The 14,903-nt window shown below is 68.0% G+C and carries 10 protein-coding genes and 1 pseudogene; 8 read left to right on the plus strand and 3 right to left on the minus strand.

The features are described from left to right. Positions 1 to 304 precede the first annotated feature (304 nt). Entirely contained in the window at positions 305 to 784 is a 480-nt protein-coding gene (locus ACFVZW_RS33415; protein ID WP_384529450.1) for a hypothetical protein, read from the plus strand. A gap of 147 nt (positions 785 to 931) precedes the next feature. Here the strand turns inward: ACFVZW_RS33415 and ACFVZW_RS33420 are convergent, their stop codons facing one another. After that, positions 932 to 1,477 carry a GNAT family N-acetyltransferase gene (locus ACFVZW_RS33420; RefSeq protein WP_384529453.1) on the minus strand — a complete coding sequence of 182 codons (546 nt, stop codon included), beginning with the start codon at positions 1,475 to 1,477 and terminating at the stop codon, positions 932 to 934. A gap of 137 nt (positions 1,478 to 1,614) precedes the next feature. Here ACFVZW_RS33420 and ACFVZW_RS33425 point away from each other — a divergent pair, with 137 nt between their 5' ends. Beyond that, complete coding sequence (locus ACFVZW_RS33425; protein WP_384529456.1) at positions 1,615 to 1,803, plus strand: hypothetical protein; 189 nt, start codon at positions 1,615 to 1,617, stop codon at positions 1,801 to 1,803. Positions 1,804 to 2,741: 938 nt separating this feature from the next. Further along, positions 2,742 to 4,331 carry a hypothetical protein gene (locus tag ACFVZW_RS33430; protein WP_384529459.1) on the plus strand — a complete coding sequence of 530 codons (1,590 nt, stop codon included), beginning with the start codon at positions 2,742 to 2,744 and terminating at the stop codon, positions 4,329 to 4,331. A 29-nt stretch (positions 4,332 to 4,360) separates the two neighbouring features. On the opposite strand, the pseudogene ACFVZW_RS33435 reads toward ACFVZW_RS33430, so the two are convergent. Then, positions 4,361 to 4,472 (minus strand): annotated as a pseudogene (locus tag ACFVZW_RS33435) (VOC family protein); the annotation flags it as partial. 819 nt (positions 4,473 to 5,291) lie between these two features. Between ACFVZW_RS33435 and ACFVZW_RS33440 the strand changes: the two are divergent. Further along, positions 5,292 to 6,326, plus strand: a complete 1,035-nt coding sequence (locus ACFVZW_RS33440; RefSeq protein ID WP_384529461.1) for a hypothetical protein — start codon at positions 5,292 to 5,294, stop codon at positions 6,324 to 6,326. Between the two features lie 802 nt (positions 6,327 to 7,128). On the opposite strand, the gene ACFVZW_RS33445 is transcribed toward ACFVZW_RS33440, so the two are convergent. Continuing rightward, entirely contained in the window at positions 7,129 to 7,947 is an 819-nt protein-coding gene (locus tag ACFVZW_RS33445; protein ID WP_384529464.1) for a DUF427 domain-containing protein, read from the minus strand. 698 nt (positions 7,948 to 8,645) lie between these two features. On the opposite strand from ACFVZW_RS33445, the gene ACFVZW_RS33450 reads away from it, so the two are divergent. From ACFVZW_RS33450 to ACFVZW_RS33465, 4 genes are all read left to right on the plus strand, one after another. Further along, positions 8,646 to 9,305, plus strand: a complete 660-nt coding sequence (locus tag ACFVZW_RS33450) for a potassium channel family protein (protein ID WP_384529466.1) — start codon at positions 8,646 to 8,648, stop codon at positions 9,303 to 9,305. A 1,179-nt stretch (positions 9,306 to 10,484) separates the two neighbouring features. Next, entirely contained in the window at positions 10,485 to 12,815 is a 2,331-nt protein-coding gene (locus ACFVZW_RS33455; protein WP_384529469.1) for an FhaA domain-containing protein, read from the plus strand. Positions 12,816 to 13,617: 802 nt separating this feature from the next. Continuing rightward, complete coding sequence (locus tag ACFVZW_RS33460; RefSeq protein WP_384529475.1) at positions 13,618 to 13,971, plus strand: PRC-barrel domain-containing protein; 354 nt, start codon at positions 13,618 to 13,620, stop codon at positions 13,969 to 13,971. Positions 13,972 to 14,113: 142 nt separating this feature from the next. Then, positions 14,114 to 14,824, plus strand: a complete 711-nt coding sequence (locus ACFVZW_RS33465) for a DsbA family protein (protein ID WP_384529472.1) — start codon at positions 14,114 to 14,116, stop codon at positions 14,822 to 14,824. The last annotated feature ends 79 nt before the right edge of the window (positions 14,825 to 14,903 follow it).

Raw genomic sequence — 14,903 nt, forward strand, 5'->3', positions numbered from 1 at the left:
GGCGTCCTGCGTGATCTGCCCGGTCTCCGTCGCCTGATAACCTGGCGCGGCTGCCCCCCCCCCCCCCCCCCCCAGCGCCGACGCCCCACCACGGTGCATGCGCTGACCTGCCGGTCTTCATGGCTACGGCACCTGTGCTGTCACCTGCTGAGCACGCTACTTGTCACAAGCGGTTGTTAGGCACGTCTTCTGTCACCGGTCTATCACGTGCTGTTGTAAGCGCCTGCGGGCCGGTCCTTCTGCACGTCAGACTCGGTGCATGTCTGCTCTGTGGAGTTTGCTAGCGGCCCCTGCCGGAGCGGTCGTGACCACGCTGATCGGTGTGTTCGCGGGGAGTGTGGTCAGCAGGAGGACGCAGGACAGACACTGGGTCCGGGACCAAGTGTCTGCGACGTGCGCGCGTGTGCTGCGCGAATCATCAGGTCTACTCGTGGACCTCAGCGAGATGGAAGCCGGTCGCCCCGACGCCATCCCTCAAGGCGTGGTGCTCCCAACCACGATCGACTGGCGACCGTGGAATGAGGCCTTGAGCATGGTGAACCTTGTCGCTGACAAGGACATTGCGGAAGCTGCTCACGCCCTTGATGAGCAGATATGGCGTCTCCACACCATGGTCAAACGTGGCCTGACCCCCGAGGAAAGCTGGCTCGTTCTGCGCTCGGGTATCGAAGCAGCGCAGAACAACTTCATCACCGTCGCGCGCCGCCGGCTCTCACTTGCTGGAGACCCACTCCAACGCTTCTCTGGGCGGCCTGCTCCGGACGACCCGATCTGGACCTCGTGAACTGGCCGATGGCATGAGGCCCTGCCCTGTCGCAGCGCAATTGGCGGGAGCCACGATGCTGACCTGCGTTGTTGCCATGCCGTTTGAGAATCTCGGGCTCGCTGTTCTCAACCAACGAACATGGCAGTCGTGGGAGAGGCTCCGTCCTTACCGGCCCTGGTCGAGGGGATCGTCGCCAAGCCGAACACTGAGCTGGGCGCCCAGTTCCTGGAACCCCAGAGCTACAGCCACACGCTGTGATGGATAGGGCCGTGCTCTCCACTGCGGCAGCAACCCGGCATCGAGGGCATGTGCCACTGCCGCGGACGCCACGGCCCGGGCCAGTCGCCGGCCCCGACAGTGCGGGGCAACCAGCACACTCAGGTGGGCTACCGACCGCGGCCAGGACCGGTACCCGGCTGCGGCTACGACCTCATCGCCCCGGCAAAGACAGAACGGGGGGGAAGAGATGTCCTCCAGACCGCTCTCGCCGGCCTCCTCCTCCCCGGCCAGGGCCAGCAGCGCGGCCAGGCCGCCATCACCGATCGGCAACTGCTCGACTCCGGTACCTTCATACGCAGGAAGAAAGCCGTCCCGGCCGAGATAGAAGAGCGAAGCCGGCCCGAGAACATCAAAAACGGGCAGCACCGCACGCAGACGAGCGATTTCCACGACCTCTTCGCGGGTCATCCTCCGCGCGGCGTCGTCCACCATCCCGGCAGCCTGCCCGCTCGGCGCAGTGACGAGGGTGGCGTCACCAATCCGCACAATCCCGGTCCACGATGGCGGACACAACCGCGACCCGGGCACGACCACAACGTCGACCACGCCCGCGCCTTGGAACTCGACTAATGACCCCGCTACCGACTCCGGCCGTGCACGCCCGCGCCTGCCGGGTAGCCGCCGAGATCGTGGCGGCCGCGGCCGCCGACCCGGACGTCGCCACCGAGCTCCTGCTCGAGCTCGCCGTCGTCCTTCAGCAGCAGCTGGATCAGCCCGCCGACCAGGCACCGCCCACCGCCGCCATGCCTCCGGCCTGAGAGGTCGTGGCCGTAGCGGAGGCTTGGCCCACGGGGGCGTGGCTGTCCGCTCCTGGCGTACTACGGGCATCGCGGTGCGGTGGAACTGCCCGGCATCGACAACGGGATCCGGGTCGATGACGCTGCCCTCCGTCATTGCCCGGCTTGGCAGGTGTCTGTCCCAACTGTCGTACGGGCGCGGTGGATGACACGGTGTCGGTTTCGCCACAGCCGACCGTACAAACCGCGTACAAACCGCGTACACGGAACAGTCCTGGGTGTTGCGGGCTGGCTGGCCAAGCTTGGAGCGCGCAGGGCGCACCACGCCAGGATCGTGGAGGACCTCGCGGAGCAGCAGGACCCGAGGCGTTCCAAGCCCGTAAGGACAGACGCGAGCGGGATAGAAGGGCACATGAGACCCCGGAAAAGAGACGCATCAATGGAAAAGAAACACTCCGCCCTCATCAGAGAGAAGTCGTAGATGCGGTCATCAGTGTCATCGAATGATCTGCAAGATCACTCGTGCCCCGGGCGAGGACTGCGGACCTAGAAGATCACGGCGACCGGATCCAGGAAGAGCCTCGTCACCGTGCCCAGCGCGGAGGAGCTCCACGCGGGCCGTGTGCTGGTGCTCGCACCCTCGCTGGACCAGCTGGCGCAGACCGAGGCCGCGTGGCACGAGAAAGGCCGCAGGGGCCCGATGATCGGGTGTTCTCGCTACGGAAAGGAACGTGCCGTTCGCCAGACATGGACGAGTTCATCGAGTGGGTGCGGCCCCTCGACAAGGTGACCGTGTTCGCTACGTACGCCTCCTGAGGGCTCGGCACGGGCCGCTGGCCGTCAGGACAGCGCGTCGGCCCGTCCTCGTACGCGGATGAGTCGAACAAATCGAGAGGGCGCAGGAACGCCCGGGCCGGGCCGGACCTGGCAGACTGTGCGCCGCCTGAGGGGAGATCGTCGTGCCGGAAGAGCTGACCGTCCGCCGCATACTCGGGGACCAACCGTTCGCCGAGATCGGCCGGCCGGAGTGGGCGGTGACCGCCACACGTCACGGCTGCGTCATCACGGCCGGCGACCTCGGCCACGTCCCGTGGCACGGCACGGGTCGCTGGCTCGGCCACCGGATCGGCGTGTACGAAGCCGACACCCTCCGGCCGCGCCATGTCGTCGCCTCCCGCCACTCCGTATGTGCCATCGAGCCTCACCCGGAGCTGCCGATCGTCGCCGTGGGCACCGGCCGCTACGACGGTTCGTGGGACTTCGAGGGACAGCTGCTTGTGCTGCACCTCGAGACCGGGCGCGTGACGGACCTGCTGAGCAAGAGCCGCCAAGTGCGGCACCTGCGCTGGCTGGAGGACGGCAGGCTCGCGATGCTGCTCTCCCCCGAGGACAAGGATGGCGGTTTCCGCACAGGCTTCGAGCTGGCCGTCGCGGCGGACGACTGGCTGTCCGCTCCGGCCGGTCTGATCGACCCCGACCACGTTCGCCATCCGATGGTCGAAAGCGGGCTCCTCTACGACCCCCATGCGGAGGACGCCCTCGCCCGGCTGACGGAGGGCCGGTGGCGGCGGCGGGCGGAAGTACGGGACCTCACGGTGCTGGCCGACGGCAGGGTGCTGGCTACCGGCCGGCACACGGACCTCGAATGCTGGGATCCGTCCGGCGCGCTGAGCTGGGCTCTACCAGCCGGCGGGGAGGGAAGCGTACAGGTCGAGGCGGCCCCTGACGACGAGTCGGCGTGGGTGACGTACCGGGGCTTTTGCCGCGACGACGGGACGGGGCGGCTGATCGACCGGGCGACCACAGTTCGGCGGATATCGACGGCGGACGGCGGTGTGGTGGACTGCGTGGACATGCCATCGGCCCCCGCATGGAGCGCCACGGGCGAGGGCTGGCTGGCCCTGCGCCCGCTGGGGCGCGACGCAGAGGCCACGCTGCTGCTCGACCCCGCCCACCAGGAGGCGGCACAAGTCGGGCTTGCGCCCCGCCGCTCCAACTCCCCGGCGCTGCGCGTCAGACACAGCACCCGTCTGCTGTACGTGGACGCTCCCGGCCCGGACGGCGACGCGCCGTGGATCCACGCGATCGAGCCGCCAGGCGCCCACGGCCCCGCCACCGTACGCGCCCTCTTCCCCCTGCACTGGGACCCAGCGTCCGCACTCCAGCCCTGGTGCGGCCCCGCCGTCGAGCTGGGAGACACCCTCATCCAAGCAGGCCGGTCGTACGAGCGGGGCCCCACCTACGCAGAAGCCCGCAAGGGCACGTACGTCGTGAACCGCCGGCTTCCGGACGGAGCAACACGCTGGGTGTACAAGACCGACCAGCCGCTCGCCGGTCTCGACGGCGACGAGCGCAAGGTGTACGTCGTCTACCTCACAGGCAAGGTAGAGACCCTCGACACGGCAACGGGCGAGATACGGCACCGGCACACCCTGCGCGCGCACGGCCACCCGGTCACACCGATGTCCGTCACATTCCGGGCGGACCAACAGCGACTGGCCGTGGGAACGGTGGACGGGAGGATCCTGGACTGCACGGTCCCCGGGTGACCGGGCCAGGACCCACAGCCACCCACCACTCAGCCCAGGTACCCGGCCAGTCCCACGCTGATGCCCTCCCGGGCCGCGGACGTAGCAAAGCAGATAGCCGTCCCCGAACCGGGCGATCTCGCCGAGGAGCTCGGCACCATTCAGGTGCTGCCCCGTCCGGCACAGGGCCCGGCCGAGTTCACGGCGTCCCGGCCAGCGACAGATGGCTGCGTCAGTGGCAACCGACTCCAGTGGTAGGTCAGTCCTGACTCCGCTAAGGGGTGTCCAGAGCAAGATCTGAATGCGAGAAGTGACTCCACAGCCAGCGACTCCGCAGTGGATATTGGGGGCATCCTGGGTCTGCTGCCCTCCTGGCCACTCCGGGAGACGGGATTCCATCAAGTCGCGGGGAAACGGAGGCCGTCGGCCACGTCACCAACTGGGTGGCCGCCAGTGGTGATGTGCTGGGCCGGTGGATCGCCCGCGCAGTACCCGCGCCCACGCCGAAGGCCCCGACCGGTGATAGGGCCCTCTCGTGCCCGACCACACCTCGTTGAAGCCACGCGACGCGTCGTAGATGTCAGCCTCGATGACGACCACGGAGAAGTAGGGAGCACCGGCAGGAATGCGGTCTGCCGGGTGACGGAGCTGACCGCTTCCCGCCATCGCCGTGATCATTTCCCACGGCAATCGTCCGCACGCAATCGCACTGCTGCTCAGAACACGGGGGGCCTGTGAGTCGGGCGGTGGCCGCTGGGTGGGTGAATGGCTGCTGCCCGGCGGCGCGGTAGCGATACTGCGATGGTGTGACCCGCTAGTCCTGTGCGTATGACTGCTCTTCGCTTGTGGCGACGGGCCGCTGGCCTGGCCCTGGCGGGGGCCGTGCTCCTGCCCGGTCGGGTAGCTGTCGCCGAACCGCATGTGCCGCCTTTCACGGCGCCGCATGCCGCAATGTCCGTATCACCTCACGATGCTCGCGCGTTGGCCAGGAGGGTCCTTGCCGAGGATCAGCGGAAACCCGACGACGTCGACCTGTTCTCAGCGCTCACCTACCCTGCCGCTTCTCCCATAGAGCCCGCGAGTGGTCCGAAGCTGTCGGAGGAACAGGTCCGGCGTCAGCTGATCCGGTTCCTGCACCGGCCGACCGGCAGGCACACGGCTCAGGTCAAGCGGTCCCTGGCGCTGTTCGATAGCACCGCAGTGCAAGCCAAGATCGCTGATCCTTCGCTGCGTGCGGCGTTCGCGGCCATGGTCGGGACGCTGTGGGAACCCACTATCAGCCACTTCCTGAACAGTGGCCGGTTCACCACCGCCGCCTTCGGCACCACCAGTCACCCAACCGCCATCCCCCTCGCCTTGTCAGTCGACAATGGTGACGGCACACGCCGGGTCGTGTTCAACGAGCGCTACAACCGAGAGCACTTCGCCCTGTTCATCGGCACCATGGGGCACGAGGTCATGCACGACGACGACCAAAACTCTCTCTCGGAGGAGGCGATCCTCGGGGGCCTCACCTCAATGGTGGACGCGCAGGTGTACTCCCGGCATCCCGACCTAGCCTACGGCGGGACAGAATTGGCACGGCGGGACAACAGTGCTGTGCTGGCGTGGCTGAACTCCAAGAGCCGCGACTCGCCCGACAGCCAGCTCATCGCCCCCACCGGCGTGGGGCTCTTCCCCGGCAACAATCTTCCCCCGCTACCGGACTTCTGGTCGCTGTTCGGCAATCCCGCTGATTCCTCACCCGCGCCCACACTGGTCTTCACCCAGGTCCTGGCACGGCTGGGTCTACCGGGATCGGCGGTGTTCGACAAGTCCACCGCCGAAACCTTCGGTCAGGCGAACGACACCTGGCTCAGCTACCCCGACCGCGTGGGACTCAACGTCCTGCTTCAGACCGTCACGGTGAAGGAGATCGCCGACGAGCACCACCTGTCCAAGGACCGCGTGATCAAAATCCTGTCACTCCGGGACGAGCTGGCCGCAATCGCAGCGCGCCAATCGGCGGCCCCGTAGCCTGCTTCGCCGACGGGCATCCACGCCCGTCGCGCCGCCTACGTCGGCAGAGCCATGACGGTGCCGCCTTCCAGCCGCTTCTCGACTCCCATCGCGTGCCCGCGGCACCTCAGCCACGCTGTTCCTGAACACCCCCGACAAGCTGCAGTCGCCCAGTCACCTGCAGGGCCCCGTCGGTGGATCCGAGGCCCCCAGGGGCCGAGGATGCACCGCTCCGTAGGCGCGAAGAGCCGCATTCCGCCACCTGCACAGCGCCAGTACCGTGCGCCGCCCGAGATCGGCGCTTGAGTGTCATCGCTCTCCGGCACCACGGAACCGGCACCAGAACACCGAACAACAGCCCCCGCCCCGACAACCTCGCCGGAACGTACAGCAGACCCAGCAGCGCCCCGAACCATCCAGGTCCGGGGCGCTGCTGCTTGTTGCTCAGGCTTCGACGTAGGCCACGATCGTGATGCCGCGCAGACTCGCAGACCGGCGACACTTGTCACGGTCCCTCCGCGAGCACGCAACAGTCCCCCACCAGGCAGGGAGTCACCCGACCCGCATCCGACCACTCCTTGCTCTTGTAGCTCCCCTACGCGGGGACTTCTCGCTTCTCGCCGCTCGAATCGACCAGATGGCACCCCAAGATGAGGCAGACAGATATGCCGAGCACAGCCCGCGCTGATCAGCGCGACCTGGCCACCGCACGCCTGGCAAACGGCAAGACGGAAGGAACCGGTACGGCACTCGCCGCGCTCCTCAGGCACAGGGCGCCCGCCGGAATTCACCGTCCGGTGGCGCGAGGCCCTGTGCGGAACTACCGCGACGGCCGGCTGAAGAACGTGACCGGCCGCTCCCGCCGCACCCCGTCTACGACGACATCGACGGACTCGTCATAGAAGGCCACCCGATCCTTGATGATCCCTACGGAAGGCAGGGGATCGGGGTAGCTCCAGGCGATGTCGGGCCGCACGTCGGCGTCGCCGGCCCAGGACCAGTACTCGCTCGCCACACCCTTGTACGGACAGCGGGTACGCCCGTCGGTACGGGTGAAGAGGTCCAGGCGGACGTCCTCCCGCGGGAGATAGAAGCGCACCGGCAGACCCGTCTCGAACAGCAGAACCGGCGTGTGCGTGTCCGCGACGACCGTACCCTCGATCTCGACCTGGACATGCCGACTGCTGGGCAGGGCGTCCACCCGCTTGTGCGGGTCGCGAGGGTGCACGAAGATCTCTTCGTCCTCCTCGTACCAGTGGTCGAGAACCTCGCGCCCGAACCATTCGAAGCTGATATGGCCGGCCAGATCCTCTCCAGGGTAGGACCAGGCCGCCGCCCCGACGGTCCGATCGGGGAGCACAAGGTCATAGAAGACCGTCGCTCCCGCGTGACGCCGCCGACTGGCGGGCCGCTCCGTCCGCCGCAACAGGTCCATCCGGACGTCCCCTCTCGGGAAAGCGTAGAGGGGAACGGGGCGACCGGGCTCCCACACGAGAACCGGCCTACGACTGTCCACGACCGTGACCTCCCCCGCCGTCGCACGCACCCAGCGCTCACTCGGCTCCCAGAACACACTGTCGGACTCGCCCCGGCGGCGTACGACGGACACGGCTTCCAGACCGGACTCCGGCGCGCTCATCGATCTCTCCTCCTCGCTCCGCCTCCGGCTGCCCGGACCGGGTGCCGCGATACCGGCCACAGCCGATGTCCACCCTGCCCCCGATCCCGCCCGGAGGCAAACGACCCGCCGTCACCCCCGCCGACGCCTGCACCTCCGGCCACGGCAGTCACCATTGATAAGGAATCCGAGGTTCGCACCACGACGAGCTGATTCGCGCGCAGCTTGAGGCGGTCGGCGACCGTCTGCAGCCAGGCACCGCTGCCGCGAGCCGGCTTGTCGGAGATGTCGTCGCGGCACAGGTGGGGACGGGTGCGGGCAAGCCGGCTTCTCACGGTTCCGTGACAAGTGGTGGTGCGGAGCATGCGGGCGCGGTGCCGACGGCCAGGGACAGACTGCTGGTGGCTGGCGCTCGCCAGTGCCACTCTCTGGAATCGAGTTGGTGCAGCGTGTCATTCGTGTCAGCGTTGTTCGGGTGCGTCCGCGGCGGGAGAGGGGTGCCCGATGCAGTGGTTGGTGACAGGCGCTGGCCCTGCCATGGTGCTGCTGATCCTGCGGGACGTCTTCCACACTCTGTGGCGTCCGACGAGTCACGGTCGGGGCTGAGCCGCCTGGTCATGACGGACATTTGGCGGCTGTCGGCGGCCCTCGGCCCGCGCCTGGGTGCGTCAAGGCTCACCGGACCGCTCGGACTGGCGTCGGTCGTTGTCCTCTGAGTGATGACAGTGGTCGCCTGCTGGACGCTGATCTACTGGCCGCACCTGCCCGAGGGGTTCGTGTACTCCGACGTCCTGCGCCCCGCCGATCGCGTGGGCCTGCTCAACGCCGTGCACGTCTCGCTGGTCACGCTCTCCACGCTTGGTCTGGGTGATATCGCGCCGACCGAGGGGTGGCTACGCGTCGTTGCCCCGATGGAGGGCCTGATCGGTTTCGCTCTCCTGAGCGCGACCGTCTCGTGGATTCTCGGCATCCATCCCGCGCTGGCCCGCCGCCGTGCCTTGGCCCTGCGCCTCTCCCACCTCTACGCTCCTATTCGCCAGAGCGGACCGATTCGCCGGCGGGGGCGGCGCTGCTCCTTGAACTGGCCGCCGGAGTCTCGGTCGTGTCCGTCGACTTCCTTCAGTACCCGGAGTCCAATTACTTCTACGACGGAGACGGCCGCACCTCCCTCGCCCGCCACGTCGGATGGGCCCTGCGCGCCGCGGATCAGGCCGCAGACGCCCGGCAGCCGACGTTCGTTCCGCAGGAACGGTCCTGCGCACGGCGCTCGAGGATCTGGCGGACATCCTGGACCAGCGCTTCCTGCACACACACGGTCCGCCCCGGCAGGCGCTGGACGCCTACACGCGCGATCACGGCCAGCGGGCGGGGAGAGGTGACCCCCGTCCCCGCTAGATCGAAGCTGTAGGGCGAACCGGCGAATGCGCCCCACCTGCCCGGGGAGGCTCTGAGCACACCCTGGACTGCAGCACCGGGGCGCCGCCAGGAGCAGGGCCCTCGCGCCCGCCCTGCGCCGTACCACCACTGGACCTCACCATCCCGCTGAGCCGGATTCCGACCTGGACCCGCAGCGGATTCGCAATCGAACTTGCGCGCGAGCTAAGGAGTGACCATGCCTCGCGGCGAGCACGGTTGCGCGGCGGCGCGGTTCTCGTTGCTCTCCTCGTGGAGAAAACCGAAATCGCCCTGCGCCGCACCCCGTCTTCGCGTCGCTGTCCGGGGCGTACTGGACCTCGTCCGACGCCCCGATCTACAACGCCGTCCGGACACCGTGGCTTCAGCAGAAACGTGAGGTGCCACGCGACATTCCGACGGGCAACGGGAGCCTGGGATATCCCGGCGACCTCATCGACCACTTGCAGGTCAGCCGGGTGCCGGACCGGCCGACCGGTCCGGCACCCTTTGACCACCGGGTGCCGAGCCCTCCCGAAGGATGTGCACTGGTGAGCACGCGCCCAGGATGTGACGACGGTCCCGATAGCGGGCCGGTATCGGGACCATCAACACACGAGACCAACCGCAGGGTAGGGCCGGAGCACGTGCGCGTGTCATGCATCGAACGAGCCCTGGAGGCGGCAGGTCACGCCGCCACAGCCAGAGGACGGTAAATCCGCGGTTCGGTCGTGCCGATCCAGGGTTCCGGCCGTGGACGAGTCCGCTCAGTGCTGGTTGAGGCAAGCGGAGATCTTGGCCGCGTCGTCACCGCCCTCCCGTATCGACGAGGACCGAACAGACCCTTCCCCGAGGGCCTCTCGGGCCAGGCGACGGCCGCGAACGGCGAGCGCTCGGCCTCGGGCCGTCCAGCCCTCTGCTCCGCCGGACGGGCTGTTGGGGCCGCCAGCGGCGCCGAGGGCGAATCTGGTCGAGAAAGCCACGTCACAGCGGTCTCGCCAGGGTTGTCGGCCGAGGGGAACGCCGCCGGGACCCCCGCCGCGGCCACCGATCCGGTGAATTACGGCGACACACCGCACTTGGTCACGGAATGTGGCTATATAGCTACTATCGGCAATCTTCATCTCATCTGACCGCATGACGGCAGACCGGCACCGGAGGCTGCAATGGGGACGCTGAACAAGATCGAACAGCGCTTCGAGACCTTGGTCAACGGAACCTTCGCCAAGGTATTCAAATCCGCGGTCCAGCCCATGGAGTTCATCGGTGCTCTCAGGCGCGAGTGCGACATCAACGCCAGGATCTGGAATCGGGACTGCGTCATCGCGCCCAACGGCTTCATCGTCGAACTCAGTCCAGACGATCACGAACTGCAGAGTGCGTGCCTGGTCATGCTCGGCGATGAGCTGGTCCTGAAGCTGCGCGAGTACGCCGATCAACAGAGCTATTCGTTCGTAGGGCCGCTGAAAGTGCAGTTGCAGCGAGCCGAGAACCTGAAGGCCGGACAGTTTCGCGTGCGCAGCCGACTTGAGGTCCCGCCCGAGGTTCAGCACACTCTGCAGGCCCATCGGCACTATCGCACCGCATATGGGCCATCGGCCGGACTCGGCAACGGCGGGACCCCGTCCTGGCATACGTCCCCGCACACCCTGCGCGGGGACAAACAAGTACTGACAGTGGAGCAGTTCGTATCCTTCGGCCTGACGTTCGCCCGGGACGGCTCGCTCGTCCGCGCCGACCCGCCGAGCCCTCTCGCCGCACCGCCCAAGCCACTCCGCCTCTTGCAGCCCGTGACGGACCGCGCGGGTGTGGCAGTTCTGCCTCGGTCCGGTCACGAGCGGCTCGCCCTCCCGCCTGTGCATGGCGTGCATTCCGAACTCGGCCCCGCAGAAAGCCCGGCACCTCGCCCCGGGCGTGATACCGGCCGCAGGCACGTCGACGGCTCGTCCGAGCCTCCGATCAGGACTCTGGCCGTAGGGATACCCCCGGTCACTCCAGTTCCCCTCGGCGGTCCGCTCGGGGCAGACGCCCCACGTCATCAGTTCGGCAAGCAGACCCAACCGCTGGCCGGCGAGCACCGCAGTCGTCACCCCTCCCTAGTACCCGACGGAATTCTCACTCAGCCGAAAGGACCCACCGTGACCAACGATCGCGACACCTCCGTCGCCGGTCCCGCAGCCGACAGGAGACGAGAGGTCGCCGACGGACCCGACGTGACGTCGTCCGCCTCGGGCGCCCCCGGCGAGCCGCGGGACGCCGTGCCGACGGAACCCGGAACCGGCACGTGGGGCGCGTACGAGACCTTGCCGCCGCATGCCACGGCGGAGCACTCCCCCTCGGCACCCGCCATGCATGGCCCCGGTGCAGGGCAGCCCTTGCCCCATTCCTCCTATGCCAACCGGGCACACGTACCGCCGCACGGTGCTCCCGGAATGCCGCCGCCCTACCGCCCACAGGCACACCACGCTCCGGCCCACTGGCCGGGACCGGACCGCGGTGGCCGTAGCGGGACCCTGGGCCTCAGTGCTGCGGTCGAGCTCTCCTCCGACCGTCTGCTGCGCACTCGGCCCACCGACCGTCGCGGCCTCAGCAGGCTGCGCATCGGCGGCAAGAGCGCGGAACGGGAGCGCCAACAAAAGTTGGCCATCCTCCGCACTCCGGTGATGAAGTGCCACAAGATCGCCGTCATCAGCCTCAAGGGCGGAGTCGGAAAGACGACGACCACGACCGCCCTGGGCGCGACCCTCGCCACCGAGCGCCAGGACCGGGTCGTCGCGATCGACGCCAATCCGGACGCGGGAACGCTCAGCCGACGCGTGCGTTGCGAGACCCACGCCACCATCCGCGACCTCGTGGCCGAGATCCCGAACATCGACAACTACATGGCTGTACGGCGCTTCACCTCCCAGTCCCCGAGCGGACTGGAGATCCTCGCCAACGAGGCAGACCCTGCGCTCTCTACCGCGTTCAACGAGGAAGACTACCGACAGGTGGTCGGCTGCCTCGGACAGCACTATCCGATCGTCCTGACCGACTCCGGAACCGGTCTGCTGCACAGCGCCATGCGGGGCATCCTGGATTTCGCTGACCAGCTGATTGTGATCGCCACGCCCAGCGTGGACGGCGCCACCAGCGCCAGCACAACCCTGGACTGGCTCAGCGCGCACAACTACGACGACCTCGTTCAGCGGAGCATCACCGTGATCTCCGAGGCCCGCAAGAAGAGCAAGATGGTGAAGGTGAATGATGTCGTGGACCACTTCCGCGCCCGCTGCCGGGGCGTGGTGTTGATTCCGTTCGACGAGCACCTTGCCACGGGCGCCGAAGTCGATCTGGAGCAGATGAAGCCACGGACCCGGCGGGCCTACTTCGATCTGGCGACGCTGGTGGCCGCGGACTTCCCACGCACCCAGCCCGAGGCTGCGAGCTGGGGCGCCTTCTACCCCCACTCGGGTTACAACGAGGCCAGCATGTTCGCCACCCCCGCGTGGGGCTGATCCGTTACCGGAACAGGTTCACGACGACGCGTCGTCGACCACCGAGATTGCCGGCGGCGCCACGCGGCTCCACGGGCGCGCGACCCTTCGCGATGCCGCTTAAACGCTTCGTGCGGTGCGCGCCCCGGTGGATGGTGACGCCACCGTACGGTCGAGGCAGACCGAGCGGCCTGCAGACGACGCAACCGGCTTGACCGCCGTGGCCCGTTGACCGGGTCTGCGGACGACACGGACGAAGTCCCGGCACTTGTAGCACATTTGGTGCTGGTCCCAGGTCAGCGCGGTCTGCCAGGCCGACGGCCGGCCGCCTGCAAATCCGTCAGCAGCCCCGGGGTAGCGAAGTCCACTCCTCTCCGTAGGAGCCAGGGCGTCTCCGGCCGGGCTGATCCCGTCTCTTCGCCCTCGCCGCACCCGCCCGTCTGCCGCGGAAGCGTCCTCAACTCATCCCTCGGCGAAACCCGCGCCGTGGTCCACAGCAGGCTGTGGGCGGCGTCTTAGCCGTACCGTCCGTCGTCCGCGCCGGTGGCTTCGCAGGTGACAACGAGGGCAATGCCTTCGACACGGCCGTGGCGAGGGCCCGTCGATGGGTCGCTCAGGAGGTCACGCACAGCCCCGCCCCTGGTCGGGACCCACGTCCGTGGCCAGAGAACGCCTTCGTTGCCGATGAGGACCATGGGTCTCGACCTGGCTACTCGGTGAAGGGGCAGGCAGCCGGGTGGGAGTTCCGCGATTCTGTTTCACCTCAGGTGAAGCCCGGCAGATTGTCAACGATCTGCTACTTATTACCCGGAAAGGCGTGGCTGTGAGCGAATTCGACATCTGGGCCTACCACCCTGCCGCGAGATACCAGCAGGGGACCGACCTCATCGGCTACAAGGTCGAGGCCACCGACGGTGCCATCGGGAAAGTCAGCAAGCATTCCGAGGAGGTCGGCGCCTCCTACCTCGTCGTCGACACCGGGGTGTGGATCTTCGGCAAGCACGTTCTGCTGCCGGCCGGAACGATCAAGCTCATCGACACCACCGACGAGACGATCCACGTCGACCGGACGAAGGACCAGATCAAGGACGCGCCCGAGTTCGACGCTGCCAAGCACGCCGACGGACCCACCTATCTCGAGCAGTTCGCCCGCTACTACGGGCAGCCGCACATGTAGCGGCGTAACCGAGCCGCGCGGTCACCCGCAGCATGCAGGCGTCCACCCCCCATCCGGACCCTCAGGCGTTCTCTCGGATTCGCGTGTCCAGCCGAGACGGGAGGGCTCCCTCGTGCCCCTTCTGGAGTCTGCCCTCAGCCTCTTGCCCTCTCTGTTCGTCGGCGTTATCACCCGGTGCCTCGACCATGACCCGAGCGGCCGTCCGACACCTACCGAGGTACTCGAACTGCTCTCCGAGGACGACGCGTCGACCGAGGACGAGGAGCTGCCGGAGAAACTGGCCGCGGACGGCACGACGATTGTGGTGGGCGACCCGGCCGCGGCAACCACGGTGCGGCTGTATGAGGACCCACGCTGTCCGGTCGTCGAGGAGTTCGAGGCGACCGGCGCCCCGGCGCTACGCGAGATGACGCTGCGCCGCGAGGCCAACACCGAGTACACCCTCGCGTCCTTCAGGGACGACCGCGTGGGGGGCGACGGATCGAAGAGGGCGGTCAACGCCCTTCGCGCGGCACTGGACGCGGGCAAGTTCACCGAGTATCACGCCGTGATCTTCGAGAACATGGCCGAGAACGAACTCGCGGGCGGATACGCCACGGCCTCCCTCCTGGAACTCGCCGACCAGGTCGAGGGGCTGCGGAGCGAGACGTTCGACTCCGCCGTGGCGACGATGAAGTACAAGGACTTCGTCACCGTTTCGCAGAGGACATACGAGGCAGCCGGTGGTGACGACCCCAGCGGCCCTGACACCCCCACGGTCGCCATCAACGGCACTGAGGTCAAGGGTGACCTGTACGGCCGGCTCTTCGAGAAGGAGTCGTTCGCCCTGCTCCTGAACTCGGCACGCAACTAGCCACAGACCGCCGCCGGGGGGGGGGGCCGCCGCGAGAGGGGGCGCGCCCCCCCCCGCGGGGCCCCGCCCCCCCGCGGGG

It is taken from the genome of Streptomyces sp. NPDC059567 (assembly GCF_042735655.1).
Lineage (GTDB): Bacteria > Actinomycetota > Actinomycetes > Streptomycetales > Streptomycetaceae > Streptomyces.

Bases quoted from the DNA above. Each gene is read 5' to 3' on its own strand.
- ACFVZW_RS33450 (WP_384529466.1), top strand. From the start codon at position 8,646: ATGACAGTGGTCGCCTGCTGGACGCTGATCTACTGGCCGCACCTGCCC.
- ACFVZW_RS33425 (WP_384529456.1), top strand. From the start codon at position 1,615: ATGACCCCGCTACCGACTCCGGCCGTGCACGCCCGCGCCTGCCGGGTA.
- ACFVZW_RS33445 (WP_384529464.1), bottom strand. From the start codon at position 7,947: ATGAGCGCGCCGGAGTCCGGTCTGGAAGCCGTGTCCGTCGTACGCCGC.
- ACFVZW_RS33455 (WP_384529469.1), top strand. From the start codon at position 10,485: ATGGGGACGCTGAACAAGATCGAACAGCGCTTCGAGACCTTGGTCAAC.
- ACFVZW_RS33420 (WP_384529453.1), bottom strand. From the start codon at position 1,477: ATGGTGGACGACGCCGCGCGGAGGATGACCCGCGAAGAGGTCGTGGAA.